This is a genomic window from Amycolatopsis sp. VC5-11, from assembly GCF_037034185.1.
Lineage (GTDB): Bacteria > Actinomycetota > Actinomycetes > Mycobacteriales > Pseudonocardiaceae > Amycolatopsis > Amycolatopsis nivea.
In genome coordinates this window covers 68,045-92,971 of sequence record NZ_JBAGKF010000017.1, presented here as the reverse complement: position 1 = coordinate 92,971, position 24,927 = coordinate 68,045, and the positions used below count along the sequence as shown (strand labels likewise).

The 24,927-nt window shown below is 69.0% G+C and carries 24 protein-coding genes; 10 read left to right on the top strand and 14 right to left on the bottom strand.

Annotation, left to right across the window (positions count from 1 at the left end; genetic code table 11):
• Positions 1 to 34 precede the first annotated feature (34 nt).
• Positions 35 to 1,474 carry a carboxylesterase/lipase family protein gene (locus WA670_RS35660; RefSeq protein ID WP_336160651.1) on the top strand — a complete coding sequence of 480 codons (1,440 nt, stop codon included), beginning with the start codon at positions 35 to 37 and terminating at the stop codon, positions 1,472 to 1,474.
• On the opposite strand, the gene WA670_RS35655 is transcribed toward WA670_RS35660, so the two are convergent.
• The 7 genes from WA670_RS35655 to WA670_RS35625 are packed head-to-tail and all read right to left on the bottom strand — an operon-like array spanning position 1,458 to position 9,610.
• On the bottom strand, positions 1,458 to 3,359 hold the full coding sequence (locus WA670_RS35655) for an acetoacetate--CoA ligase (RefSeq protein WP_336160649.1): 1,902 nt from the start codon (positions 3,357 to 3,359) through the stop codon (positions 1,458 to 1,460). The genes WA670_RS35660 and WA670_RS35655 overlap by 17 nt on opposite strands.
• The gene (locus WA670_RS35650; protein WP_336160646.1) at positions 3,356 to 4,174 is read right to left on the bottom strand and encodes an SMP-30/gluconolactonase/LRE family protein; all 819 of its coding nucleotides are present in this window, start codon (positions 4,172 to 4,174) and stop codon (positions 3,356 to 3,358) included. The genes WA670_RS35655 and WA670_RS35650 overlap by 4 nt, the downstream gene beginning before the upstream one ends.
• Complete coding sequence (locus WA670_RS35645; protein WP_336160645.1) at positions 4,171 to 5,622, bottom strand: bifunctional 3-(3-hydroxy-phenyl)propionate/3-hydroxycinnamic acid hydroxylase; 1,452 nt, start codon at positions 5,620 to 5,622, stop codon at positions 4,171 to 4,173. The genes WA670_RS35650 and WA670_RS35645 overlap by 4 nt, the downstream gene beginning before the upstream one ends.
• Before the next feature lie 14 nt (positions 5,623 to 5,636).
• The gene (locus tag WA670_RS35640) at positions 5,637 to 6,848 is read right to left on the bottom strand and encodes an MFS transporter (protein ID WP_336160643.1); all 1,212 of its coding nucleotides are present in this window, start codon (positions 6,846 to 6,848) and stop codon (positions 5,637 to 5,639) included.
• Positions 6,845 to 7,819, bottom strand: coding sequence for an amidohydrolase family protein (locus tag WA670_RS35635; RefSeq protein WP_336160641.1), 975 nt, complete (start codon positions 7,817 to 7,819; stop codon positions 6,845 to 6,847). Before WA670_RS35635 ends, WA670_RS35640 begins: the two co-directional genes overlap by 4 nt.
• A 17-nt stretch (positions 7,820 to 7,836) precedes the next feature.
• On the bottom strand, positions 7,837 to 8,763 hold the full coding sequence (locus WA670_RS35630) for a VOC family protein (protein ID WP_336160639.1): 927 nt from the start codon (positions 8,761 to 8,763) through the stop codon (positions 7,837 to 7,839).
• Between the two features lie 13 nt (positions 8,764 to 8,776).
• Positions 8,777 to 9,610, bottom strand: coding sequence for a fumarylacetoacetate hydrolase family protein (locus WA670_RS35625; protein ID WP_134729278.1), 834 nt, complete (start codon positions 9,608 to 9,610; stop codon positions 8,777 to 8,779).
• A gap of 109 nt (positions 9,611 to 9,719) precedes the next feature.
• Here WA670_RS35625 and WA670_RS35620 point away from each other — a divergent pair, with 109 nt between their 5' ends.
• Positions 9,720 to 10,403 carry a GntR family transcriptional regulator gene (locus WA670_RS35620; protein ID WP_336160636.1) on the top strand — a complete coding sequence of 228 codons (684 nt, stop codon included), beginning with the start codon at positions 9,720 to 9,722 and terminating at the stop codon, positions 10,401 to 10,403.
• Between the two features lie 116 nt (positions 10,404 to 10,519).
• Here WA670_RS35620 and WA670_RS35615 read toward each other — a convergent pair whose 3' ends face one another.
• A complete protein-coding gene (locus WA670_RS35615) occupies positions 10,520 to 11,437 on the bottom strand; it encodes an alpha/beta hydrolase (protein ID WP_336160635.1) in 918 nt (305 codons plus the stop codon).
• Between the two features lie 69 nt (positions 11,438 to 11,506).
• Between WA670_RS35615 and WA670_RS35610 the strand changes: the two genes are divergently transcribed.
• On the top strand, positions 11,507 to 12,118 hold the full coding sequence (locus tag WA670_RS35610; protein WP_336160633.1) for a TetR/AcrR family transcriptional regulator: 612 nt from the start codon (positions 11,507 to 11,509) through the stop codon (positions 12,116 to 12,118).
• On the opposite strand, the gene WA670_RS35605 is transcribed toward WA670_RS35610, so the two are convergent.
• Positions 12,084 to 13,271, bottom strand: a complete 1,188-nt coding sequence (locus WA670_RS35605) for an MFS transporter (RefSeq protein WP_336160631.1) — start codon at positions 13,269 to 13,271, stop codon at positions 12,084 to 12,086. The genes WA670_RS35610 and WA670_RS35605 overlap by 35 nt on opposite strands.
• Before the next feature lie 462 nt (positions 13,272 to 13,733).
• Between WA670_RS35605 and WA670_RS35600 the strand changes: the two genes are divergently transcribed.
• The 7 genes from WA670_RS35600 (at position 13,734) to WA670_RS35570 (ending at position 20,939) form a co-directional block, all read left to right on the top strand.
• Positions 13,734 to 14,387, top strand: a complete 654-nt coding sequence (locus WA670_RS35600; RefSeq protein WP_009083595.1) for a response regulator — start codon at positions 13,734 to 13,736, stop codon at positions 14,385 to 14,387.
• A 9-nt stretch (positions 14,388 to 14,396) separates the two neighbouring features.
• Positions 14,397 to 15,017, top strand: a complete 621-nt coding sequence (locus WA670_RS35595; RefSeq protein ID WP_134665171.1) for a trimeric intracellular cation channel family protein — start codon at positions 14,397 to 14,399, stop codon at positions 15,015 to 15,017.
• 131 nt (positions 15,018 to 15,148) lie between these two features.
• Complete coding sequence (locus tag WA670_RS35590; protein WP_037811118.1) at positions 15,149 to 15,841, top strand: response regulator transcription factor; 693 nt, start codon at positions 15,149 to 15,151, stop codon at positions 15,839 to 15,841.
• Positions 15,838 to 17,277: a sensor histidine kinase gene (locus WA670_RS35585; protein WP_134665169.1), complete on the top strand. Its 1,440-nt coding sequence runs from the start codon at positions 15,838 to 15,840 to the stop codon at positions 17,275 to 17,277. Before WA670_RS35590 ends, WA670_RS35585 begins: the two co-directional genes overlap by 4 nt.
• A 119-nt stretch (positions 17,278 to 17,396) precedes the next feature.
• Positions 17,397 to 18,197, top strand: a complete 801-nt coding sequence (locus WA670_RS35580; RefSeq protein ID WP_106961260.1) for a DeoR/GlpR family DNA-binding transcription regulator — start codon at positions 17,397 to 17,399, stop codon at positions 18,195 to 18,197.
• A complete protein-coding gene (gene galT, locus WA670_RS35575) occupies positions 18,194 to 19,264 on the top strand; it encodes a galactose-1-phosphate uridylyltransferase (protein ID WP_336160625.1) in 1,071 nt (356 codons plus the stop codon). The genes WA670_RS35580 and galT overlap by 4 nt, the downstream gene beginning before the upstream one ends.
• 79 nt (positions 19,265 to 19,343) lie before the next feature.
• Positions 19,344 to 20,939 carry a trypsin-like peptidase domain-containing protein gene (locus WA670_RS35570; protein ID WP_336160624.1) on the top strand — a complete coding sequence of 532 codons (1,596 nt, stop codon included), beginning with the start codon at positions 19,344 to 19,346 and terminating at the stop codon, positions 20,937 to 20,939.
• A gap of 292 nt (positions 20,940 to 21,231) precedes the next feature.
• Here the strand turns inward: WA670_RS35570 and WA670_RS35565 are convergent, their stop codons facing one another.
• From WA670_RS35565 to WA670_RS35545, 5 genes are read right to left on the bottom strand one after another with little or no spacing between them, the layout of a single operon-like run.
• The gene (locus WA670_RS35565; protein ID WP_037811128.1) at positions 21,232 to 21,684 is read right to left on the bottom strand and encodes a hypothetical protein; all 453 of its coding nucleotides are present in this window, start codon (positions 21,682 to 21,684) and stop codon (positions 21,232 to 21,234) included.
• Positions 21,681 to 22,892 carry a molybdopterin-dependent oxidoreductase gene (locus WA670_RS35560; protein ID WP_238604169.1) on the bottom strand — a complete coding sequence of 404 codons (1,212 nt, stop codon included), beginning with the start codon at positions 22,890 to 22,892 and terminating at the stop codon, positions 21,681 to 21,683. Before WA670_RS35560 ends, WA670_RS35565 begins: the two co-directional genes overlap by 4 nt.
• Entirely contained in the window at positions 22,889 to 23,518 is a 630-nt protein-coding gene (locus WA670_RS35555; RefSeq protein ID WP_037811130.1) for a class I SAM-dependent methyltransferase, read from the bottom strand. Before WA670_RS35555 ends, WA670_RS35560 begins: the two co-directional genes overlap by 4 nt.
• Positions 23,515 to 24,186 carry a TIGR04282 family arsenosugar biosynthesis glycosyltransferase gene (locus tag WA670_RS35550; RefSeq protein WP_336160621.1) on the bottom strand — a complete coding sequence of 224 codons (672 nt, stop codon included), beginning with the start codon at positions 24,184 to 24,186 and terminating at the stop codon, positions 23,515 to 23,517. The genes WA670_RS35555 and WA670_RS35550 overlap by 4 nt, the downstream gene beginning before the upstream one ends.
• Positions 24,183 to 24,842 carry a glycosyltransferase family 2 protein gene (locus WA670_RS35545; RefSeq protein WP_336160619.1) on the bottom strand — a complete coding sequence of 220 codons (660 nt, stop codon included), beginning with the start codon at positions 24,840 to 24,842 and terminating at the stop codon, positions 24,183 to 24,185. Before WA670_RS35545 ends, WA670_RS35550 begins: the two co-directional genes overlap by 4 nt.
• Between the last annotated feature and the right edge of the window lie 85 nt (positions 24,843 to 24,927).

Below are 24,927 nucleotides of genomic sequence, written 5' to 3'. Positions count from 1 at the left end.
ATACACTTGACTTGAAACCGGAGGGGGAACGAGAATGGACGACAAGACGCAGCCAGTGGTCCGGACGGTCGAGGGGGCCGTGGCGGGCCGCTGGCGAGCGGGGATGGCGGAGTTCCGTGGGATCCCGTACGCCCAGCCGCCGGTGGGCGATCTCCGGTTCGCCGCGCCGGTCCCGGTCTCGCCCTGGGAGGGCACGCGACAGGCGACCGAGTTTGGTCCACTGCCTCCGCAATCCGGGCCGGTCCAGGTGGAGTCGGCGCACGAAACGGACTGGCTCACCCTCAACGTCGCAACGCCCGACCCGGGTGCGGCAGGACTGCCCGTGCTGGTCTGGTTGCCAGGCGGCGGATACGTCATCTCGGTAAACAGCGACCCGAGCTACGACCCGACGCTGCTGTGCGCGGCCGGGCTGGTCGTGGTGAGCGTGAACTACCGGGTCGGCGTCGAAGGGTTCGCACTCATCGACGGTGCACCGGCCAACCGTGGGTTCCTCGACCAGATCGCCGCTCTGGAATGGGTGCAGCGCAACATTTCCCGCTTCGGCGGCGACCCCGCGCGAGTGTGCGTCGCCGGTCAGTCCGCGGGAGCGGGATCGGTCGCGTCCTTGCTCGTGACGGCGCAAGGCTTGTTCCAACGCGCCATCGCCCATTCCGTACCCGGTGCCTTCGTCCTCCCTTCGCTCGCCAAGCAGGTCACCGCGGCGCTGGCGAACGGGGAAGACCTCCGCAACGTCGACCCGTGGCAGCTGGCCGAGAGGCTCACCGCGTTCAACGCCAGCCTGTCCGGCCAACGCGACCGCTGGGGGCCGATGGCGCAAATCGGGGCCGGAGTTTGTCCTGTGCTGGACGAGAATTCCCTGCCGCAGACGCCATGGTCGGCTCTCTCGAACGGCGTCGACCTCTTCGTCGGCCACACCCGTGACGAGTTCCGGCTGTTCTCCGTCATGGCCGGTCGAGTCGGCACGTTCACTGCCGACGACGCGCAACGGGCGCTCGACCTCTTTGCCCCGTCGCCAGACGGCTACCGCGACGGCTACCCGGACGCCAGCCCGGAGGAGTTGATGGAGACCGTCTACTCGGACGCGCTCTTCCGGATGCCGAGCCAGCAGTTGGCCGAGGTCAACGCTCTGGCTGGCGGCCGGTCGTACCTGTTCGAGCTGTGTCTGTCCGCGCCCGTTCTGGGTGCGTGTCACAGCCTCGACGTGTGTCTCGCCTTCGGAACTCTGGACAGTCCGGTCGGCCGCCAGGTCTTCGGCGAGATGCCTGGTGCCACCACGCTTCAGGCGTCCGAGGAGCTTCGGAGTGCTTGGGTCAGCTTCGCAGCCACTGGCGATCCGGGGTGGGCCGCCTACCGTCCCAGCCAACGGCTGACCCGCGTGCTGGACGTCGAGTCGAAGACCGTTCCCTATCCGGAAGAAACTTCACGGAAGATCTGGGAGCAGCACACCCCGGTCCCGTTCAGCCCTCCCGCCTAGTCATGCCGGCCTTCCGATACCAGTCAAGAAGATCCGGCCGATCAACGCTCCCAGGATCAACCACGCTGTCCGGCTTTTCTCCGCGCAACAACCGCTTCACCGGAACCTCGAGCTTCTTTCCTGTGCGGGTATGCGGAATCCCCGGCGCAGCAAGGATCTCGTCGGGAACATGCCGTGCGGAAGCACCTCGGCGGATGGCCGCGAGGATCCGGTGTCGCAGCGCTTCATCGAGAAGGGCCCCGTCGGTCAGCGTGACGAACAACGGCATCCAGTACCCGCCATCGTCCAGCTCAACGCCGACTACCAGCGCCTCCGCGACCTCCGGAAGTTCCTCGACCGGTCCGTAAATATCGCTGCTGCCCATGCGCACGCCGTGCCGATTCAGCGTCGCGTCCGAACGTCCGTGGATGATCACCGAACCGCGGTCGGTGATGGTCGTCCAATCGCCGTGCCGCCACAGCCCCGGAAACGTGTCGAAGTACGCGGCTCGGTACCGGCTGCCGTCGGGGTCGTTCCAGAACCGCACCGGCATGGACGGCATCGGCCGCCGCACGACCAGCTCACCGACCGCGTCGCGCAGGGATTCCCCGTTGTGTCCCAGCGAATCGAGCGCGACACCGAGGCAAGGGGCGGACAACTCGCCCGCCCACACCGGCGTGGTGGGCGCCGCGCTCGCGAAGGCGGTGACGACGTCCGTCCCGCCGCTGCTGGAAGCCACCTGCACTCGCGGCCCGAGTTCACCCTCGACCCAGCGGTGCAGGTCAGCCGGGAACGTCGAGCCAGTGACGCCGAGTCGTACCAGCGCGCGCAGGTCATGGTCACCGAGCCGGACCCCGGCCTTGCGGCACGACGCGAGGTAACCGGGACTGGTGCCGAGCGTGGTGACCTGCAGGCGAGCGGCCAGCTGCCACAACGCGTCCGGGCGGCCGAACGTCGGGCTGCCGTCGTAGCAGACCGCGGTCGCTCCGGTGAGGAGAGCGCCGACGAGTGAGTTCCACAGCATCCAGCTCGGCGTCGTGTACCAGAGGATCCGGTCGCCAGGGCGCAGGTTCTGGTGGAACGCGGAATGTTTCAGCTGCTCGAGGACTACGCCGCCGTGTCCGTGCACTATCCCTTTAGGACGGCCGGTGGTCCCGGAGGAAAAGAGAACCCACAGCGGGTGCTCGAACGGAACGGGCACGGGTGCCAAGACAGCGTCGCCATTGACGATTGACGACCAGGGGATCGCGCCGGGCACCGAGTCATCGAGCACCACAGTCGCGACCAAAGTGGACAGCCCGGCGCGCAAGGCCGCCACGTCGGCGCTGCGTTCGACGACGCGGCCACCGTGCCGGGATTGGGTCGCGGTGATCAACACGGTCGGCGAGAGCTGCGCGAATCGCGCGAGCGCGGCCGATCCGACGTAGTCCAACCCGCATCCGGCCCAGATCGCCCCGAGGCTCGCGGTCGCCAGGAACGCCACGATCGCCTCGGCCGAATTGGGCAGGTAACCCACCACCCGGTCGCCCGGCGATACTCCCCATTCAGTCAGCGCCGCCGCGACCGAGCCGACTTGCCGGCGCAGCTCACCCCAGCTCAGCTCGACCGGCACCGCGTCCTCGGCCACCGCGATCACCGCAGTGGCGTCCTCGTCGCGATCCCGGAAGACCTCGGCTGCATAGTTCAACGTGCTCCCCGGGAACCAAACGCTGCCCGGCATCGCCTCGGTCGCCAGCGCCGGTTGTCCCTCCGGACGCGCCGGCAGTCCGAAGTAGTCCCACACCGCGGACCAGAACCCGTCGAGATCCTGCACCGACCACTCCCACAACGTCCGGTATCCGCCGGTCAGGTCGCGTCCGGTGCGGGCCGACGCGTACCGGGCGAAATCGGTAATCCGCGCGGTCATTCGAGTTCCCGTTCCGCGACCGTGGTCCGCACGTCCTTGGCGGCGAGGGCCTCGAACAGCGGCCGACCGCCGGTGTCGGCGAGGGTGACGAACAGCCGGTTTCCGCCATCGGTGCAGCAGGCGATGGGGAACGTGGCGCCGGTTGTGATCGTCTCGCGCACCGTGTTGTCCCGGACCAGCACGACGGCGTGTCCAGTCGTGGTCGCCACCCAGATCCCGCCCGGGGCGGGCCAGATTCCGTCCGGACGAGCGTCGGGGCCGACCAAGTGGGCGAGGTCGGCGTAAAGCCGCCGGTCGGTCAGCGTGCCGTCCGGGCCGACGGTGAAGGCCGTCAGCCGTTGCGCCGCGGTCTCGGCGACCACCAGGGTGCGCCCGCCGTCGAGGAAGGCGAGACCGTTCGGGAAGTCGAGGTTCCCGGCAGCGACAGTGGCTGAGCCATCGACGCCGACCCGCACCAAACGGCCTGGTCGCGGCGGTTCACCAGGGACGAACCCGACGTCATCGACGTACAGATTGCCCTGCTCGTCACCGACGAGATCGCCGAGCGGGCCAGTCGCCACGGCGCTGAGATCCGCGTAAGTGGTGAACTGCCCGTCCGCCCAGACGCCGATGCGTTTCTCGTGCATCATGGCCGCGACCAGCCTGTCGTCGGGCAAGAACCACAGTCCGTTCGCCGGTGAGTCCACCTTGGTGGCGCTCCAGGTCCCGCCCTGATCCGTCCACAGTCGACTGCCCTGGGTGTCCGACAGCCACAGCGCGCCCTGATGCCAGCGGGGTCCTTCGCCCCAGATCATCCCGGTGCCGTAAGGCTTCACGCGCGCACCTCCATGCGTCGCGCGAGTTCCTTCGTCGCCGTCTCGAGTTCCGCAGTGTCGGCCGCGAAGGCGAACACGTACCGGTCCGGACGGATTATGGCCGCGGTGGCCGAATTCGCGGCCAACCATTCTTCGACCGCCGGGCCGCCATCAGCGACGACCGCGACGTCGAGGTGCCGCCACAGCTCCGCGATCTCCGCCGATACGGCCTGTTTGCCGACGACGACGAAGTTGTATCCGGTGACCTCGTCGAGTCGCGTGCCGTCCGCGGCCCGCGGCTGCGGGCTGAGTCGGCTGACCGAGGTGCTCAGGCCGGGGCCGAGCGGCGGACGGAGCGGTTCGAGAGTCTGCGGCTCCGTCAGTTCCGGATGGGTGTCGCCGACGCCGAAGGACTCGATGAGGTTGGCCTGCCGGGCGGACTCGGCGATGTAAGGGCGAACGTGCGGGGCGCGCTCGCTCTCGTAGGTGTCGAGCAGGTTGTCGGGGCTGCCGCCCTGGACGACGGCGGCGAGTTTCCAGGCGAGGTTCGCCGCGTCGCGGAGTCCGGAACACATGCCCTGCCCGAGCATCGGCGGCATCTCGTGCGCGGCGTCGCCGGCGAGGAGCAGCCTGCCGGAACGCCAGCCGTGCACGAGCCGCGCGTGCCATTCGTAAGTGTCGGCGCGCATGATGCGGTAACTGCCCGGTTCGATCCAGCGGCTGAGCGCGTCGTACACCGCCTGCGGACGTTCGAGCGCGGCGGCGTCGTCTCCGTCGAGGAGCATGAATTCGAACCGCAGCATCGGGGGGAAGATCGGCACGTAGGTGATCGGCCGTTGTCCCTGGCACAGAATGAATCCGGATTCCTGGGGCAGCGCCGGCGGGTGCTGGAACGGATGGATGTCGACGATGAGCGACCGTTGAGTTCCCTCGAGATCTTCGACCTCGGCGTCCATCAGCCGCCGGACGAACGAATTCGCCCCGTCCGAGCCGACGGCGTAGGCCACGGTCAGCGTCTTGACCTGGTCTCGGCCGGTCACGGTGAGGCGGACGGCGTCGGCGTCCTGGGTGATTTCGGTGACGGACCAGCCGAACCACAGGTCGACGTTCGGGTCGTTTGCGAGCAGACCGCGCAGCCGGGATTCGAAATCCGGTTGGTGGAACTGGTAATCCGTGCGCCAGCCCTGTCCGGATTCTTCCCTGGCGTGGGCGAATTCGAGGAATGGCGTGCCGTCCGGCAGTTGCAGCGTCCATCCGGTCTGCCGCAGGAACCGCTCCTCCAGATCGGCCGCGCCCAGCGTTTGCAGCGTGCGCATCGATTCGTCGTCGAGATGAGTCGCCCGCGGATGGTGGCAGACGATCCGGTTCGGATCGATCGCGGCGACCCGTAGTCCTTTAGCGCTGAGCAGCCGCGCGAGGGTCAGGCCGACCGGACCGCAGCCCACGACGGCGATGTCGTACGTGTCCATGACTGTTCCTTCGTTCAAGCCGGTTCTTCGACCGGTTGCGACGCGGGGGTTTCGGCGGTGCGGCGGAAACTTCCGAGGACGACGGTGAAGGTCGCGCCGAGGATCGCCGGGACCGCGAAAAGCAGGAAATTCCACTGTGGAGCGAACCCGGCGGCAAGGACCCATCCGCCGAGCACCGGCCCGGCGATCGCGCCGATCCGGCCGATTCCCAGCGCGACGCCGATCGCGCTGGCCCTGGCGTGCGCCGGATAAGTGCGGGCGACGTACACGTTGATCAGCCCCTGCACGCCGAACGCGCCCGCGCCGCCGATCAACACGATCGCCGACAGCACCGGCAATGGCGACCGAACGCTCAAGGCGGCCATAGCTCCTGCGGCGACGACAAAACACGCGATGATCGGGATACGCGATCCCGCCCGGTCGGCGAGCGCCGCGATCGCGAGACCGCCGACCGTCGCGCCGACGTTGACCAGGGTCAGGAACATCAGCGAGGAATCCAGCGGATACCGCGCGGCCTGCATCAATTGCGGCAACCAGGTGTTGATCCCGAAAATGAGCAAGAACGAACAGATCACCATGGCGCAGAACAGCGCGGTCGTTCCGGTATACGGCGGGCGCAACACGACGCGCAGGCCGCGTGCTCCGGTCGGCTCTCGCCGGTAGACCGGTGATTCGGGAAGCCACCGGTACGTCATCGGCACCAGCAGCAACCCGACCGCGCCGCCGACGAGGTACTCGGGCCGGAAGTTGTCTCCGCTCAGGAACGCCGCGGCCACGACCGCGGCCAGCGAACCGCCTACAGTAACTCCACATTGGACGATTGCCGAACTGAGGTTCTTCCGTTTCGGCGGCGCGAGTTCGAAGATCAGCGGGCCCATCGCGGGGTAGACCGCGCCGACGCCCAGTCCGACGAGGAGCCTGCTCGCACCGAACAATTCCGGATTGGGCGCGAACGCACAAGCGAACATGCCCAGCGAGACGATCGCGATGCTGAGCAAAGTCGTTCGGCGACGCCCGTGCCGATCGGTGAGCGGCCCGACCAGCAGTGCGCCGAAAAGCATGCCCACCGGCGTGAGGCTGCCTAACGTGCCCAGCTCGGGAAGGGAAAGCTGCCACGGCTGATGGCGGAGCAACAGCGGCGTCGTCGCGCCGAAAGCGACGAGGTCGTATCCCTCCAGCGTCATGACGGCCAGCCCGATCGCGATGGCTCGCCACGGCATCTTCATGTGCTCGCCTTGTCCGTGGAAAGGTGTAGCACCCGTTCGGCGTTGCCGTGGCTGATCTTCTCCCGGTCTCGGTTGCTGATCGGTGCCTGCTCGAGGAACTGGACGGCCTCTGCAGTGTCTTCGAAGGGATAGTCGACGGCGAACATGATCGCGTCCGCTCCGACGGCCAGTACCGCCCCGGCGAGCGCGGCCGGGGAACAAACCCCGCTGGTGGTGATCAGGATGTTGTCGCCGAAGTATTCCGACGGTTTCCGCGCGAGAGTCCGGAGTTCCTGCCGGTCGTAGCGCGAATCGAGCCGCGCGAGCTGAAACGGCAGGAACTCGCCCAGGTGGCCGAGGATGAGAGTGGCCCCCGGATGCCGGTCGAAGACGCCGCCGAAAACCAGCCGGAGCGCGTGTCCGCTCGTCTCGGCCGCCCAGCTCCACAATGGACCGCGCAGTTCGGGGCGTCCGTCGAGTACGTTCCAGGGTTCGGCTGGGGGAGCGCCCGGGTGAAGGTAAAGCGGCACGTCCAGTTCTTCGAGCGCGGACCACACCGGTTCGTAGCGCGGGTCGTCGAGGTAGGTGCCGTTGGTGTGGTCGTTGACGAGAGCCCCGCTGAGCCCGAGTTCGCCGACGGCGCGGTGAAGTTCCGTCACCGCCGCCTCCGGACTCTGGAGCGGCAACGCGGCCAGGCCGCGGAACCGATCCGGATGCGCGGCGATCACTTCGGCTAAATGGTCATTGGCGACCCGAGCATCCTTGATCGCCTGGTCGGCATCGGTCAGCCCTTGAATACCGGGCGCGGTCAGGGAAAGCACCTGAACGTCGATGCCGTTCGCGTCCATTTCCGGCAGCCGGTATGTCGTGTAGTCGCACAACCGTTTCCCCCAGTCCTCGACCCACCGCGCGGCGGTTTCCGTCTTGGGCACTGGGTATCCGGCCTGCAGTTCGGGAAGCGCGAACGCTTCTTCCATGGCGATGTAACGCAAGATGATGGCCTTTCCGCTCAGCTGCCTTCGGCGTGCGCGCCGGTCATGTGCGCCGCCAGGTCCTCCGGATTGATGAACGACGGCGGGGGCGGCGGGCCCCATTCGGAGAGCGACCGCATGCCCTCGAACGACCGCGGCGTCCAGAGCTGGTCGTCGACGATGGCGTCCATGTCGGAGTAGTACTCGGCGAAGTTCCCGGCGGGATCCTTGAGATACCAGAAGAAATTCGACCCGATGTGGTGGCGGCCGAGACCCCAGACGTGCCGTTCCGGATGGTCGGCGAGCATGCCCATCGCTCCGCGGCCGACTTCGTCCACATCGGACACCTGCCAGGACGTGTGGTGCAGGAAATTGAGCGGAGCCTGCTGCACCAGCAGGTTGTGGTGATCGGTGGAGCACCGCAGGAACGCCGCCCGGCCCGGAACCACGTCGCTGACCTTGAACCCGATGCCGTCGGTGAAGAACCGCTGGGTCGATTCCTGCTCGACCGTCCCGATCACGACGTGCCCCAGCGCGAGCGGCCGCACCGGCTCGGTCCGCGACAACACGGGCGCGCGGGTATTGGCGCGGTCCAACCGGCCAGGCCCGTTGTACGGAGTCGCCGGCACCGGTGTGCGGACCAGCCGCGGCGCGACGACCGCTTCGACGGCGATGTCCGCGATCGGCTCCCGGGCGTGCAGCGTGTCGGCCTCGCGCCGCACCGGAACGCCGAGCCGGTCGAGGTTGGCGGCGATCCGGCCGAGGTCGTCGGCGTCGTCGACCGCGACGGTCAAACCCAGCAGGCGGCGGACCCGCGAGTGCGCGAGCACGAACTGCTCGCCGCCCTCGACCGTGGCGAACCTGCCCGGTGCGAGCTGCGTGAGCCCGAAGTCGGCGTAGTAGCCGGAGGTGCCCGCGACGTCGGGCACTCCGACGGTCAGCGACTTCAATCTGTGCAGTGCCATGGAATCGCTCCCTTCACCCGGCGACGCAGGTCTGCCGGAGCTGTCCGATGCCCTCGATCTGGGTGACGACCTCGTCGCCCGGCCGCAGGTAGCGCCGCGGGGACCGCGAATGCCCGACCCCCGAGGGCGTGCCGGTGAAGATCAGGTCGCCGGGAAGGAGCGGGCACACCGCCGAGAGCCGCGCGATCAGTTCGGCGACCGAGAAGACCATTGACGACGTGCGCGCCTTCTGCACGCTCTCGCCGTTGACCAGGCACTCGATCGCGAGGTCGTCGGGGTCGGCGAACTCGTCCGCGGTCACCAGCACCGGCCCGGTGGGGGCGAACCCCGGGAACGACTTGCCGAGCGAGAACTGCGGAACCGGTCCCGCCGCCTGGACGACTCGCTCGGAAAAGTCCTGCCCCACCGTCAATCCCGCCACGTGCAGCCAGGCGTCCTCGGCCGCGGTTTTCTCCGCCCGGCGGCCGATCACGACCACGAGTTCCGCTTCCCAATCGACGAACTCGCTCGGCAGCTTCAGCTCCGTGTCCGGCCCGGTGAGGGACGTGGCGAACTTCGTGAAAGTGGCCGGCGACTCCGGAAGCTCGAGCCCGGCTTCCTGCGCGTGCTCGCGGTAATTCAGCCCGATGGCGAAGATCTGCCGAGGCTTCGGCGAAGGGCTCCCCGCGAGACCCTCGGGCGCGGCCGGTCCGTCGGTCGTCGTCCGCCCCCACTCCGCGAACTCGCTCCAGCGCTCGAAAACCGCGAGCGGATCGGCCGGGAACCGCCCGCCGCTCGCCCCTTCGACGTCGATCGCCCTGTCATTGAGCACCAGGCACATCCGGCCGGCCCGTGTCGTCGTTTGCATTCTCCGCGTCCTTCCGCTGCTTCCCGGCCAGTGAACACCGCTGAATCTCGATAAGTCAACTAAATCTCGAGATTATGGCGAATATGCGGAACCAGGTACGATCTGCGACATGACTGGCGCTCGCAGCACGACCCGCGTCGAGGACGTCTACCTGCGTCTTCGCGCCGACATCCTCAACGGCCGGCACGCGCCCGGAACGCGGCTGCGCGTCGAAGCGCTCAAAGGGGACTACGACGCCAGCAGCGGCGTCCTGCGCGAAGCGCTGCCCCGGCTGGTCGGCCAGGGGCTCGCGACTTTCGCGCCACAGCAAGGATTCCGGGTCATCGACGTCTCCCCGGACACCCTGCAAGACCTCACCGAGGCGCGCGTGGTCGTCGAAACGCACGTGGTCCGCGAATCCCTCGCGCACGGCACCATCGAATGGGAGTCCGACCTGCTCGCGGCGCACCACAATCTCGCCCGCACCACGTTCGCCGACGAGTCAGACTCGATCAACGAGCGCTGGCTGTCCGCGCACGCCCGGTTCCACCAGGTCCTGCTGGAGGGCTGCCCGAACCAGCACCTGCGCACGGTGGCGACGCAGCTGCGCGAATCGGCCGAGGTCTACCGATGCTGGGCCCGTGCCTCGAGCGAGGACAACCACCGCGACGTCGCGGCGGAACACCGGCTGATCTGCGAACGCGCGATCGAACGAGACGTCGCGGGCACGGTCGAGGCCCTGCGGGACCACATCGAGTTGACTACGAAGCTGCTGCTCGACGGGTATCGGAGCCGGGAAGAGGGCGATGGATAGTGGTGGTCATGCCTCGAGTTTTGCCTGCGTGCGGGCCCGGCGTCCAAGACTGGTTCGCTATCCGGCGATAACTTGACGGCATCGGATCTCGAAAGTCTTGCGGCAAACAAGTTCTCTCAACTCCGAGCGAGAAACCGCCGCTGCTCCGCCGCCGCGTCCAAGTCCTCCGGGCTGTCGCCGCCGAACCCGCCGTGCGGCATCGCCTCGAACACGTGCAGTTCGGCTGCCACGCCGGCGGCGCGCAATTTCCGATGCATCCGGACCGTGTTCGACAGGAACAGATCGCGGGTACCGCTCCGGAGGAAGGTGCGCGGGAAGCCGGAAACGTCACCGAAGATCGGGGACAGGTACGGATCCCGCAGGTCGGCACCCGCTGCGTAGAGGGCGTTCGTGGGAGCCAGACTGCGGAGGATGTTGTCGACGCCGTCCAGCGTCTGGAAGGTGTCGCCGGATTCGGTCAGGTCGACTTGCGGCGTGTTGAGCACCAGCGCGGCCGGCATCGGCAACCCGGCGTCCTTGGCGCACAACAAAAGCGCGGCCGCGATGTTCCCTCCCGCGGAATCGCCGCCGACGAACACCTGCGACGGATCACGCTCCCGCAAGGCGTGCTGGTACACGGACATCGCATCATTCAGCGCCGCCGGATACGGATAGAGCGGCGGCAGTCGGTAGTCCACGCCCCACACGAGCATGCCGGTCGACAAGGCGGTCCTGGCCGTTGTCGCCCGGCACGCGTCCCCGCCGCCGACCAGGAGGCCGCCGGGATGCATCCACAGGAAGACGGCGTCGTCATCGACCCCATGCGGCCGCGCGGCGTACCCGGCGGCTCCGTCGACCTCGAAGTCCTCGACGTGCACCGGCAGTCCAGTGACCGGAAACCGCTGGGCTGTCGACTGATTCGCCCGAGCTGCCATCGCGAGCCAGCCATCCGTGTCGTCGGCAGCCGGATAGGTCAACTCGCCGGCGTCGAGGGCGAGCCAAGACCGTGCTTGCTCGCTGACCGTCGACGGAGCGGGAAACACGCGCTCGCTCATGACTGGGCTCCCCTCTGCCTGGTAGCATCTTAATCAACTAAATTTAGTGACACAAGGAAGTGGTTCCGGATGCCCAGAACCAGCGAACGCGGGGGCCCGCAGACGCGCGCCCGGATCCTGGCGGTCGCGAACCGGCTGTTCGTGGAGCGCGGGTACGAAGCCGTGACCGTTGCCGAGATCGCGCGGGAGGCCGGGGTTTCCAGCGTGACGGTCTTCAACCACTTCGCGCGAAAGGAAGACCTTTTCCTGGACCGAGCGGCCGACGCCGTGGATCTGCTGCGCGCGGCAGTCCGAGACCGCGCGCCGGACGCCGATATCCTGACCTCCTTGCAGGGCCTGTGCTTCCGCCTGTGCGACGACCGTGCGCCGCTGTCCGGGATCAGCGCCAATTCCGTACCGTTTTTCCGGACGGTCGCCGGTTCCCCCGCGCTGATCGCCCGCGCGCGAGCCATTGGTTCCGAACTCCAGTCCGTCCTCGCCGAGGAGCTAGCCCAAGACCCCGCCTTCGACGGCGACGGGTTTTTGCTCGCGGCCTTCTTTATCGCTGGCTACAGCACGGTGCTCGTAGAAACCGTCCGCCGCCGTATCGAGGGCGAGCCGGACCGCGCGGTGGCGAAGAACCACCGCGTCCGTCTCGATCAGCTGTTCACGGCACTGCGCGACGGCGTCGTGGCGCGCTGACGAGCAAGACGACCGCTGCGGCCGCGGTGCAGATCGCGAGGGCGGTGCCGGGTGCCGTGGTTTCCGTCGTCGCGCCGAGGAGACCCGAGCCGGCAGCGGCACCGAGGTTGACCGCGGTGTTGATCCAGCTGCTTGCTTCGGTCCGCACGGTGGGATCAGTGCGAGCATCAGCCGCGAGGTAGCCGACGATGAGCAGCGGTGCGATGAAGCCGCCCGCTATACCGATGCCGACGACCAGCACTGGCGTGGACCCGATGAGCCCAGCGGTCGCGCTGACGCCGATCAGCGCTGCGCCGAGAACGAGCAGTTGTCGTTCGACCGACATCCGCGGATTGAGGCGGCCGTACAGCAAACCGCCGAGCGCGCTCGCCCCTGCGAACAGGGCCAGGACGACGCCGGGCAGAACCGCGGAACCCTCGGCCGCCCCGATAGCCGGTGCCACGATCTCGACCGCGCCGAGGATGATTCCCGGAGCCATGATGGCGACCACCACCGGCAGAAATCCGGGCGACCGCAACGGTTTCGGCGCTTCCGCGGTTCGTTTGGTGCCGTGTCCGCGCTGTTGCCGGGACAGCGGGCTGAGCACGAAAAGACCGCTGCCCGTGGCGACGAGGCCGGCCGAGACGTAAAGCGCCAGCGCCGGATCCGCGAGCGCGGTGAGGATCGCGGAAGTCAACGGCCCGACTGCGAAAATCAGTTCTTCGGCGACCGCGTCCAGGCTCAGTCCTCGAGTGCGCAGCGGTCCGCTGGCGAGCGCCGCCGACCACACCACGCGCATCGTCGATCCGAACGGCGGAAGCGACAACCCCGCGACGGTGCCAAGACCCAGCAAGAAAGGCAACGGCGCGCCCGGATCCATGGCGAACACCACGAGCGCCATCGTGTGGACCGCGCCCAGCGTGGACAAGACGGTTGCCTGGCCGAATCGGTCGACGGCGCGCGCTCGCCAGGGTGTCGCGACGACGTTGGCGATTCCCAGCGTGGCCGTGACGGCTCCGGCGGCGGCGAATGATCCGCTGCCGGATTCGAGGAGGAACACGAGCGCGAGACCGGACATCGCCAGCGACGACCGGCCAAGGATGCTCGGCAGGAAGGAGCGCACCACGTGGGGCTGGCGCAGCGCGGTCCAGTAGGAAGGGTGTTCAGGTGACACGTCGTTCTCCAGGGCACAGCGCGAGTCGAGGCGCGCGGCTGACGGGGTCCTGCGCCGAAAACGGCGCGTTGAGACCCGCCCGGGCCGGTGCTGGATCTGCGAGGGGCGGGTCGCAGGACCGTCAGCTGAAGAGAACGATGAACTGGAACATCGCCGCGACCGTAGCAGCGGCGGCGCGCCCGGCGGTCACCTTTTTCGCGCGGACTCCAGTCAGCAAGCCTTCCGAACCAGCCGATGAACATCCGCTCCTTCTGGATCGGTTACGCAACTCGGCGACGCCCATCCGAAGAAGTCACTCAAGTGGGTGACCAGCAACCGGGTCGACTGCTGTTCTCGGCCGCTCCGGTGGACCAGCCGCGTCACCTGGTCGTGTCTGGTTTCGAAACCGTGGACAACAGTAGGTAATCTTCCGTAACGGGTGCGGGGAGCCGCCTCCAACCCACGGTTTGCCGGAGGGCTTCGTTGATCAAGCTCATGTTCGCCGACGACGAGGAACTAGTTCGGTCGGGGCTGCGCGCCATGATGTCCGGGGCGTCGGACATCGAGATCGTGGGCGAGGCGAGCGACGGCAGATCGGCGGTCGAGGTCGCCCGTCGCTATCACCCTGACGTCGCGCTGCTCGACATCAAGATGCGCGCCCCTGACGACGGCATTCGCGCGCTCCGGGCCATTCTCGCGCTGCCCGATCCGCCGACCGTCGCCATGCTCACCACCTTCGACATCGACGAGTACGTCAGCCTCGCGCTGCGGCTCGGCGCCAACGGCTTCCTGCTGAAGGACATCGACCCGGCGGCGCTGCTGCGGGCCGTGCGCGACCTGGCCAAGGGCGGTGCCGTCCTCGATCCGGGCGTGGCCGTGCGCATGGTGCAGAGCCACCGCGACGAGCAGCGGGCCGCGCAGCCGGCGCGCAAGCTCCTGGCCTCGCTGTCCGAACGCGAACGCGAGGTCGTCGCGCTGATCGGGCAGGGCCTGTCGAACGCCGAGATCGGCGGGCGGCTGCACCTGTCCGAGGCGACGGTGAAGGGGTACGTCTCGGCGGTGCTGTCGAAGATCGGCGCGGCCAACCGGGTGCAGGCCGCGCTCCTGGCCTACCGCGGCGGGCTTCTCGACCAGTAGAACCAGCACATGCTGCTGACCGCGCTCGAGTTCCTCGGGCTGGTGGCGTTCGCGGCGTCCGGGGCGCTGGCCGCGGTCCGGGCGCGGCTGGACGTGTTCGGGGTCGTCGTGGTCGGCCTGACCACGGCACTCGGCGGCGGCATCATCCGCGACGTGCTCCTCGGCATCCACCCGCCGACGTCCCTGCGCAACTGGCCGTACCTCGCCGTCTGCGCAGTGACGGCGCTGGTGGTGTTCGCCTTCCACCCGCAGGTCGCCCGGCTGCGCCACGCCGTGCTGCTCGCGGACGCGGTCGGGCTCGGAGTGTTCGCCACGGCCGGCACGACGCTGGCGCTCAACGCGGGTGCGACCGGGTACGCAGCGTGCCTGATCGGCATGACCAGCGGCATCGGCGGCGGCGCGGTCCGCGACCTGCTGCTGCGGGAGATCCCGCTCGTGCTGCGCAAGGAGATCTACGCGATGGCCGCGCTGACCGGCGCGGTGTGCGTCTGGGCGGGGCACGCGCTGCACCTCCCGGCCGGCGCGGTCACGACCGTCTCGGCGGTGGTCGTGGTCGCGATCCGCGTGCTCGCTCTCTGGCGACACTGGAACGCCCCGGTCGCCCGGCCGCCGGAAGAGCGCTCGTTGTGATTTCCGCGTCCGCGACCCCCGGCGCGGCCAGTGCGAATGTGCCGCCCTGTCCGCGGTCGTCCGGAAATGCTCTTTGTGTGTTCTGCGTGTGTTCTTAGGCGGGTCTCAGCACTCTGCGTAAGACTGACGGCATGCGCATCCTCGTAGTGGACGACGACCGTGCCGTCCGTGAATCGCTCAGGCGGTCTTTGGAGTTCAACGGCTACACCGTGGAGCTCGCGAGCGATGGTGCGCAGGCGTTGGAGACGATCCTCGCCAACCGTCCGGACGCGATGGTTCTCGACGTGATGATGCCGCGCCTCGACGGGCTCGAAGTGGCCCGCCGGCTCCGCAGCACCGGCGACGACCTGCCGATTCTCGTGCTGACCGCCCGCGACACCGTCTCCGACCGGGTATCCGGCCTCGACGCCGGCGCCGACGACTACCTGCCCAAGCCGTTCGCCCTGGAGGAGCTGCTCGCCCGGTTGCGCGCCCTGCTGCGCCGCGCCGCGCCGGACGCTCAGCAGGGCGAGACGTCGGAGGTGCTGTCGTTCGCCGACCTCACGCTGGACCCCGGCACTCGCGAGGTCCGCCGCGGCGGTCGCGAGATCAGTCTCACCCGCACCGAGTTCGCGCTGCTCGAGCTGTTCCTCTCGTACCCCAAGCACGTGCTGACCCGCGGAAGGATCCTGGAGGAAGTATGGGGTTACGACTTCCCGACGTCGGGCAACGCGCTGGAGGTCTACGTCGGCTATTTGCGCCGCAAGACGGAAGCGGACAACGAACCGAGGCTGATCCACACGGTGCGTGGAGTGGGGTACGTCCTGCGCGAGACCCCGCCGTGACCGACTACCCGGCGGGTGCGCACGCCGCGCCGGAGGGGGAGGTCCCGGATCCGCGGGGCACCCGGTGGACCACCCGGCGGTTCTCGCTGCGCGGCCGCGTCACGCTGCTGGCCGCGGCGTGCGTGGCGGGTGCGGTGGCGCTCGTGTCCCTGTGCGCGTACCTCGTGGTGCGCAACAACCTCCTCACTCAGCTCGACGACAACCTGCTGGCCCGCGCACAAGCCGCGGCGAACTCGCCCCAGGTGCCGACCGACCAGCTGCGCGAGGTTCCGGGAGCCTTGCTGGCCAGCGCTGACCTGCAGATCGGCCAGCTCAACGGCCTCACCGGCGACCTGATCTATCCGCAGCCGGGCACGCGGCCGCCGGTCGGCCCGTCCGAGATGCGCGTCGCGACCGGCGTGCTTCCGCAGTCGCTGCGCACCGACGCGGCCACCGGCATGCGCGTGGTCGCGGTGCCGCTCGGGCACGGCCAGGCGATCGTGCTGGCCCAGTCGATGGCTCCGACGATGCGCGCGCTGAACCAGCTGTCCGTGGTGCTGTTCCTCGTCGGCGGTGCCGGGATCGTGGTGGCCGCGGGTGCGGGCACGGCCGTCGCGCGCGCCGGATTGCGCCCCGTCGACCGGCTGACCTCAGCTGCCGAACGGGTAGCCGCGACCGGCGACCTGCGCCCGATCCCGGTGAGCGGCGATGACGAACTCGCCCGGCTCACGCACAGCTTCAACATCATGCTCGGCACGGTCGCGGACTCGCAGGAACGGCAGCGGCAGCTTGTCGCGGATGCCGGGCATGAGCTGCGTACCCCGCTGACTTCCATGCGCACCAACCTGGAACTGCTGCTGTCGGCCAGTCGCCCAGGCGCGCCGTCGCTGCCGGACGAGGACCGAGCCGACATCGAGGCCGACATTCGCGGCCAGCTCGACGAGCTGACCCAGCTCATCGGCGACCTGGTGGAGCTGGCGCGGCAGGACGAACCGCGCGAGCAGGCCGAACGCGTCGACCTGATGGACGTGGTCGAGCGCGCGCTCGACCGGGCGCGCCGGCGGGCGGGCGAGATCGAGTTCGAGGTCGCGCTGCAGCCGTGGGTGCTCACCGGCGACAACAGCTCGCTCGAGCGGGCGGTGCTGAACCTGCTGGACAATGCGGTGAAGTTCTCGCCGCAGGGTTCGCGGGTGCGGGTCACGCTGCGTCCGCTCGGCGACGGCACCGCGGTGGTCGAGGTCGCGGACTCCGGACCGGGCATCGCCGAGGAAGACCTGCCCAAGGTGTTCGACCGTTTCTACCGCTCTTCGGAGGCACGCACCCTGCCCGGTTCCGGCCTCGGGCTGGCGATCGTGAAGCACGCCGCCGAACGGCACGGCGGCACGGTTTACGCCAACCGGGCGCCGGAAGGCGGCGCGCTGCTCACCATCCGGCTACCAGGGGCGCCGGTCGCCTGAGCGGCCCGCCACGCATGGCTGTCGCCCGGCAGGGGGACGCTTGATCTGCACGTCGCGCACACCTGATGTTGAATCGTGTAGGATTTTGTGCAGTTGATGGGTGTGCTTGGGGAGTGGCGGTGCTCGCGCGGCAGCGACAGGCGGTGATCCTCGAGGAAGCACGCCGGACCGGTGCGGTCCGGGTCAGTGACCTCGTCGCGAGGCTCGGCGTCTCCGACATGACGGTCCGCCGAGACCTCGACGTGCTCGCGGGCCGCGGCCTGGTCGAGAAGGTCTACGGCGGCGCGACGTCGCTGGTCGGCAAGAGCACCGACGAACCGGGGTTCGAGGCGAAATCGGTGCGCCAGCGCGCCCAGAAGGAAGCCATCGCCGAACTGGCGGCCACCCTCGTCAAGCCGGGCACCGCGATCGGCCTGTCCGCGGGCACCACCACCTGGACGCTCGCGCACGCGCTCGACGGCGTCGAGGGCCTCACCATCGTCACCAACTCGATCCAGGTCGCCGATGTGCTGCGCAACGCGGGACAGCCGGACCGCACGGTGGTCCTCACCGGCGGGGTGCGCACTCCCTCGGACGCGCTGGTCGGACCGGTCGCCGTGCAGAGCCTGCGGACACTGCACCTCGACCTGGTGTTCCTCGGCGTGCACGGCATGGCGGTGGGGCCCGGGTTCACCACCCCGAACCTCACCGAGAGCGAAACCGACCGCGCGCTGGTGGAGGCCGGACGGCGGCTGGTGGTGCTCGCCGACCACACGAAGTGGGGCACCGTCGGCATTTCCACGATCGCGGACCTGGAAGAAGCGCAGGTCGTGGTGACCGACGACGGACTGGACGACCGCGCGCGGGAAGACCTCGCGGAGCGGGTCGGAGAACTCATGATCGCCGAAACGGCGGAGAACCTCGAGGCAGAAGAAGCGTGAAACGCACTGCGGCACACCTGGCCGACGGCCGGGAGATCATTTATTTCGACCACACCGACGACCGTGAACGGCTCGCCGAGGACACCCGGGACCTGCCGCCGGTCGCGGCGGCCTCGGAAATCCGCCGCGACCCGCTGACCGGCGAGTGGGTCGCGATGGCGGCGCACCGCCAGACGCGCACGTACAAGCCGCCCGCCAACCTCTGCCCGCTCTGCCCGACCCGGCCGGGCAAACCGAGCGAAATCCCCGAAGCCGACTACGACGTGGTCGTCTTCGAGAACCGGTTCCCCTCGTTCTCGCAACAGGCGACCGGTGAACCGTCCACTGTGGATGGTTTGGGCCTCGTCCCGACCGCGCCGGGCCTCGGCCGCTGCGAGGTCGTGTGCTTCACCAGCGACCACGACGGCGCGTTCTCCCGGCTGACTCCGGAACAGGTGCGCCTCGTGGTGGACGCCTGGGCCGACCGCACCGCCGCGCTCGCGGAGACGCCTGGCGTGGAACAGGTCTTCCCGTTCGAGAACCGCGGCGAGGAAATCGGCGTCACGCTCTCGCATCCGCACGGCCAGATCTACGGCTACCCGTTCGTCACGCCGAAGACCGAGCGGATGCTGGCGGTCGCGCGCGAGCACGGCGGCTCGGTGCTCGGCGACGTGCTGGCGGCGGAACGGAAATCGGGCGAGCGCGTGGTCGCGACCGGCGAGCACTGGACGGCTTTCGTACCGCCTGCCGCGCGCTGGCCGGTGCACATCCAGATCGTGCCGCACCGGCAGACGCCGGACCTCCCGTCGCTCACCGACGCCGAGCGCGACGACTTTTCCCGCGTGTACCTGGACGTCCTGCGCCGGTGCGACGCGCTGTACGACCGGCCGCTGCCCTACATCGCGGGCTGGCACCAGGCTCCGGTGCGGCGGGACCGGGAGCTGTCGTGGCTGCATCTGGAGCTGTTCTCCGTGCTGCGGGCCAAGGACAAGCTGAAGTACCTGGCCGGATCCGAGTCGGGCATGGCGGTCTGGATCAACGACGCCACCCCGGAACAGATCGCGGACCGGCTTCGTTCGGCAGGCTGACCGGAACTCGCGGCATACTCATCTACGAAACACAGGTTCGACTCAGGAACCTCTCAGGCCCAGCCGCTTAGGTGAGGACATGACCGAGAACGACCCCCACGTGCCCGACTCCGCGGCGGGTCGCCAGGACCCGGGCGCCCAGCCGGGCGCCGAAGGCCAGGCGGCCTGGCAGCAGACCCCGGCTCAGCCGGACCAACCCTCTTCCGGCGGCGACGCGAACCAGCCGGCTTCCAGTGCCACTGGTTCGACCGCCGCGTACGGTTCGGCCGCTGAGGGCTCGGCGGGGACGTCTGGCACCGGCACGGCGAGCGGCGACGCTTCCGGTGCGTACGGAGCGCCTGCGGGGCAGTACGGCGCCGCTCCGACGTACGGGGCCGCTGCTCCGGCTGGAAGCACGCCGAATCCGTGGTCGGCCCAAGGCGCGGCCGCGCCGCACACTGGCGCGCCCCAAAGCGGCGCGATCCCCGGCGCTCAGCAGCCCTATGGCAGCCAATACCCGGGCGGCACCCACACTCCGCCTGCCGGAGCCCCGGCCAATCCTTACGGCGCACCGGGAACCTCGGTGTACGGCGTCCCCGCGCAGCGCGAGAAGAAGGGATCGGCGGGCAAGCTCCTCGCGAGCGTCGCCGCGATCTCGCTCGTGATCGGCGGCGTGGCGGGCGGAACCGTCGGGTACCTGACCGGCGGGTCCGGTTCGTCGGTGAGCGCGCTCGACGCGCCGAAACCCGCGCAGCAGACCGGCAACGTGCCGGCCGGTTCGGTCGAATCGGTGGCGCAGAAGCTGTCGCCGAGCGTGGTCGAGCTGCAGGTGTCCGGCCGGACCGCAGCGGGCGAGGGCTCCGGCTTCGTGATCAGCAGCGACGGCTACATCCTCACCAACAACCACGTCGTCCAGGTCGCCGCGAACGGCGGCCAGATCCAGGCCGTGTTCCAGGACGGCAAGAAGGCCGCGGCGAAGGTCGTCGGCCGTGACCCGACCACGGACATCGCCGTGGTCAAGGTGTCCGGCGTCAGCAACTTGAAGCCGGTCGAACTGGGCCGCTCCGACGACCTGCGGGTCGGCCAGCAGGTGGTGGCCATCGGTTCGCCGTACGAGCTGACCGGCACGGTCACCTCGGGCATCGTCAGCTCCCTGCACCGCCCGGTGCAGGCAGGCGGCGACGAAACCGACCAGACCACGGTGATGGACGCGATCCAGACCGACGCCGCGATCAACCCCGGCAACTCGGGCGGTCCGCTGTCGAACATGAACGGCCAGGTCATCGGCATCAACTCGGCCATCTACAGCCCGAACTCGGGCCGCGGCCAGGGCAGCGGCAGCGAGGGCGGCAACGTCGGCATCGGCTTCGCCATCCCGATCGACCAGGCGCGCCGCACCGCGCAGGACATCATCAAGACCGGGCACGCGACCCAGACGTTCATCGGCGCGAAGGTCACCGACGCGCCCCAGGGCGGCGCTCAGCTCGGCGACATCACGCCGGGCAGCCCGGCGGAGAAGGCGGGCCTGAAGTCCGGCGACGTGGTGACCAAGATCGACGACCGCGTCATCGACAGCGCCAACACGCTCGTCGCCGCGATCCGCACCCGCGCCCCGAACGACCAGACCACCTTCACCCTCGCCGACGGACGCACGGTGCAGGTCACCTTGGGCGGACAGGCGGTACCGGCCAACTAGTTCGCTCGGCCGCCGAGGCGCGGCCGAGACCAGCCACGGCTCGACCCCCTATCCGCGCTGGGGCCGAACCTTTGCAGGCCGCGCGCGACCGGAGCACAAGAGCCGGTCGCGCGTGGCCGTTTTTCATGCCCAGCGCGCGAAAACCGGCTCGCACACGAAAACACGAAGAGGCTCTCCGTGCCGCCTCCGACTCGGCACGGAGAGCCTCTCCGCGTGCGGTGAGGTGCCCACGCGCACGCTGTCCCAAACGCCGAATCCGCGGGAAAATTCCGGTACCGGAAGAAAACCCAGGTCAACTACGTGCGCGCGGCCGAATTTTCCGTGCCGCCTGCCGCCGTACCCGGACAATCCGGACGAGCGAAACGACCAGCACGGCACTCCACACCACGGCGAGCGTCGCCAGCAGCCCCAGCCATGTGTTCCCGTCGTGCAGACCGGGCTTCGGCGGCACGCCATAAGCACGCCACAGCAGCGGGAACGCCACGAAACCCAGCACCGCGGTCAACGCCGCGCCGACCTGCACTGGCCCACGCCACGGCAGCGGCAGGAATCGAGCGAGCAGCAGACCGACTACGCCCGCGATCGGAGCGAACACCGCGTCGTTGACGATCGGACCGCCGCCGATCCACAGCAACGTCGTGAAACTGTCCGGCCACGCCGGCGCCGCGTACTCGAGGAACAGCACGATCCCGTACGCCAACGCCGTTAATCCGGGCAGCACCAGCAGAATTCGCGCGGTCTTCACCGCACCTCCAGCTTCTCGACCCACTTCGTCTGCAACACGCCTGGCCGACTGGGTGCGATCACGCGGCACGGATACCCGTGGTCGAGATTCAGCACCTCACCGTTCAGTTCCAGCGCCAGCAACGTGAGCGGGTCGGCCGTGTGCTCGCCGGGCAACACGCTGACGCCGTACAGGCCGGTCTTCTCCAGCGACGACACCCGCACGTCCACGCCGGGCGAAGTCCCGCTCGCGCGCAGCAGGTCCGGGAACGAGACGCCGCGCCAGGTCGCCATCTGGCTCCACCCTTCGACGCACGCGATCGGCAAGTCCACAGTGGTCTGCGGCAACGCCCGCAGCTCGGCCAGCGTGAACTGCCGAGTCCCCGCCGGAGTCACCACGGACAACCGCCATCCAGGATCCTGCGCTGCCCGCGTGACCCGCGCTGCCACGGCCGTGCGGTTGACCGGCAGCTTCTGCGTGCCCTTGTCCGATCGCCACGACAACCCGGAGACGTTCCGCAGCGCCGGAACGGTCGCCCCAGCGGTCGCCAGCACGGCAACTCCGGTCGCGATCCCCGTGGTGGTCAGGAATCCCCGACGCGACAACCCAGGGCCAGACTGCTGAGCGGGCGCACGCTCCCGCGTCAGCGCCCGCCGGATCACCGGGAGCTTCACCGCGACATGCACGAAGATCGATCCGATCGCGACCCATGCCACCGCATAGTGCACCTGAGGAAAGTAGAAATTCCATGGGTAATTCTGCGCGACGTTCAGCAGTCCCGAACTCAGCTCGAAGAACGCTGCGCCGGACAGGACAAGGATCGACAGCCGCTCCACGGCGTGCGGCACCGAGCGCACCAGCGGCCGCTCGAACAGCTTCGGGTAGACGCTCCACAGTTTGGCCAGCAGCAACGGAATCGCCGCGATCCCGGACAGCACGTGTGCGCCCTGCGTCACCCGATACAGCCACACCGGACGGCTCGGCCAGAAGAACCACTCGGGCGGATGCTGGATCAAATGGCTCAGCAGACCGGTGATGAAGCAGATCAGGAACGCGAGCCCGAGCAGGCTGCCGACCCGGGCGGTCGCGCGTTCGCCGTGCGCACCGCCCTTGAACTGCTCCGCCCTCGGCACCCGGCGATCGACGGCACGGGCCCGTTCGCCGATCTTTGCCTGTGCTGCGGAAACCCGAGCGTCGAGCCCGCGCCACGCGGCTGCCAGCCGTTTCATGCGCGTGCCAGCTTCGCGAACCAGCGGCGGCCGCGACTGGTCGTCCACGCCACTCGAAAACCCGTCCGCACCGCGATTTCCGCAATGGCGTCGACACCGACCCACGCCCAGGTGAACCACCGCCCACCAGCGGGATCCGGCCGCAAGCGGACGTGGTCGCGGCGCACTCCCTGGCCGGGCTCCTCCAGTTCCACGAGCACGTCGCCATCTAGCGTGAGCAACTCGTGCACCCGCCGCAGCAGCGCATCGGGATCACCACCGATCCCGATGTTGCCGTCAGCCAGCAGCACGTGACTCCATCGTCCCTCGCCAGGAAGGCGAGTGAAAACGTTGCGCTGCAACGCACTCGCTCCGCGCCGTCGAGTCAGCCGCACCGCGACCGGCGAACTGTCCACGCCGAGGGCCACCACGCCTCGACGCGTCAACGCAGCGGTAAGCCGACCGGGTCCGCAGCCGACGTCGAGCGTCGGACCCGCGCACGCGTCCAGCAGCACGGCGTCGCCCGCACCGCAACCGTCCGCCCAACGACCGACCGGCAGCTCGATCCGGTCGCCGTTGGCGAGCTCCAGCCAGCAGTGATGGCCGAGCAGCCCGCGATCGAATTCCCGCCCAGTCGCGAGTTTCATGCCACCACTCCCACCGCGTCGACCGCGGCGGCGAACCTGGTTTCCGGCCGGATCGCGGCCACCCGCAGCGCGTCCTCCATGGTGTCCACATCGGACAGTGTCGGCAGCTCGACGACGCGGAGCCCGTTTCCTTCCAATGCCGCTCGGGTGCGGAATCCGGTGTCCGGACGCGACATCGGAACTCCGGCGAGCACTTGCGCCTGCCGCGGATCAGCCAGCCCGAGTCCCCACCAGCCCCCGTCTTCCGCGCTGCCCAGCACTGCGCGGCTGTCTCCGTCGACGACCGGCTTGATCGCCGAAGCCAGCAATACGGGGGAGACCTGCGGCGTGTCCATGCCGATCTGCAGCACGGGCAACCCGGCATGCACCGCGGCGGTGTCGGAGTGCGCGTTGGCCAGCCGGGTGCCGAAATCCCAGCCCCGCTGCGCAATCACGGTCGCCTTCCGCAACGCCCGGCCGATTTCGCCGCCTCGCGCCGCCTCCGAGAGGTCGCCCGTCATCGCCACGACGGTGATCGCGCCGTCAGTGGCGAACGCAGCGTCCAGCGTGTCCAACAGCGCGGAGGCGGCGATCTCCGCGGCCTGTTCTGGCGTCGCCGGCGGGCACAACCGAGTCTTCGCGAAGCCCGGCACCGGGGCTTTCGCGACCACAAGCAGGCAGAACGTCATCGGGCGAGCACCCGCCCGAAGTCCCGCACCGCTCGCAACGTGCCGCGCATCGAACCGGACACCTTCGATTTCGTGCCCCGCGCCCGTTCCCGGTAAGCGACGTCGAACTCTTGAACCGTCCAACCCGCGCGCTGAGCCTTCACCAACAGCTCAAGCGGGTAGCCGAAAGCCCGGTCCGTGACGCCGAGAGCCAGCAACTCCCGACGACGCACCGCCCGCAGCGGCGCGATGTCCCGCACTGGCAGTCCACGGGACCGCAAGAGCAGCGAGAGGACGGCATTGCCTGCTCTTGCGTGCCATGGCCAAGCCGCCCGGGAAACCGGCACCCGTCGCCCGACCGCGAGGTCAGCACCATCCACAACCGCGGCGACCAGACGCGGCAACTCGGCCAGATCGAGTGACCCGTCGGCGTCCGCGAAACAGACGATGTCGGCGGTCGCGTTCTCCAACCCGGTGTGGACAGCGGCACCGTAACCACGCCGCGGCTCGTCGACGACTTTCGCGCCGTGCGCGGCCGCGACATCGGGGGAACCGTCGCGCGACCCGTTGTCCACGACGATCGCGCGATACCCCGCCGGCAGACCGGCGAGCACGCCGGGCAGCGCGGCCGCCTCGTCGAGGCAGGGGAGGACGACGTCCGCTCCGAATTCGTTCACGAGGCGTACGGTAGGTCTGGAAAGGACAGTGCAGAACCCTTGCTGTGCTTACCAAATCCTGACGTTCGCCCAGATCTTACCGACT